Source organism: Methylobacterium sp. WL18 (assembly GCF_008040015.1).
Classification (GTDB): domain Bacteria; phylum Pseudomonadota; class Alphaproteobacteria; order Rhizobiales; family Beijerinckiaceae; genus Methylobacterium; species Methylobacterium mesophilicum.
This window is the reverse complement of sequence record NZ_VRVD01001043.1, coordinates 1-1020: the sequence shown is the minus strand read 5'-3', so window position 1 is coordinate 1020 and position 1020 is coordinate 1. Positions and strand designations below refer to the sequence as shown.

The 1020-nt window shown below is 76.0% G+C and carries 2 protein-coding genes and 1 pseudogene; all 3 read right to left on the bottom strand.

Annotated features, from left to right (window positions below):
- Positions 1 to 84: 84 nt before the first annotated feature.
- On the bottom strand, positions 85 to 378 hold the full coding sequence (locus FV228_RS30765; protein WP_147857864.1) for a hypothetical protein: 294 nt from the start codon (positions 376 to 378) through the stop codon (positions 85 to 87).
- A gap of 90 nt (positions 379 to 468) precedes the next feature.
- The gene (locus tag FV228_RS30760) at positions 469 to 675 is read right to left on the bottom strand and encodes a hypothetical protein (RefSeq protein ID WP_147857863.1); all 207 of its coding nucleotides are present in this window, start codon (positions 673 to 675) and stop codon (positions 469 to 471) included.
- Positions 676 to 780: 105 nt separating this feature from the next.
- A pseudogene (locus FV228_RS30755) lies at positions 781 to 1020 on the bottom strand (hypothetical protein); the annotation flags it as partial.

Sequence of the window (1020 nt, the reverse complement as noted above, 5' to 3'; positions counted from 1 at the left end):
CCCGAACGGCGGCGCGTCCCCCGCCGCTGCGCCGACATCGATCGCCCCGACGACGGGGTCCGGTACCTCCACGCCGTCGGCCGTTCAGAACCCACCGGTCGGCGCGTCTTCGGGCTCGACCAGTGCCACGCCGGGAACGAGCGCGCCCACCGTCAGCGCGGCGCCCACGACAGCACCATCGGCGGCACCGTCGACGGCCCCCGGCGCGAGCACGACCCCCACGACGGCGCAAACCAGCGCCGCGGCCACGCCGAACAGCACTGCTTCGAGCGCGACCGGCAGCAGCGCGAACGGTGGAACGCATGCGCCCACCACGGGCGCGACGGCGCCGGCTGCAACCTCCACGACGAATGCGGGTGGCTCAACGACTCCGGCCACGGGTTCCGCCGTCTCGTCTCCGCCGGCCAGCACCGCTCCCGCCACCGGAAGCGGGACCGGCACGGCAGGCGGCCATGCGACGACGGGGGCTCAACCGACCACCGTCAGCGCAGCGCCTGCCGCGCCGACGCCGAATGCCGCCGGCACGACAACCGCGACGGTGACTTCCAGCGCGCCGACCCGTGCCGCTCCCAGCTCGGTGAGCAGCACGAACGGCGGATCGCACACGAGCGCGGGCGCGCCGTCGCAGAGCGCCGCGGAGACGACCCATTCGGGCGGTGCGACCATTGCGGCCACGGGTTCGGCGCCTCCTCCGACCACCGTCAGCGCAGCACCCCAGGCCGCTGCCCCGACGACGGGCTCTGCGGGGACGGCGAACCTGTCCGCGTCCCCCGTCTCGGCTCAATCCGCGGCCGGTTCGGCATCGGCCACGCCGGCAAACGGCATGGCCCACACGCCGGCCACAGGACCGGGCGCGGCGGCCCCTGCGGCCCTCGACACAACGGCGGTGACGACCCCACCCGGCGGGGCCAGCGCAAACGGTGTCGCCACCCCCGCCGCGAGCCCGGCGAGCGTGGCCTCGGTGACGACCAGCGCCACCGCGCAGCCGGCCATGGCCACCGCTCCGACCAACCCAGCCGC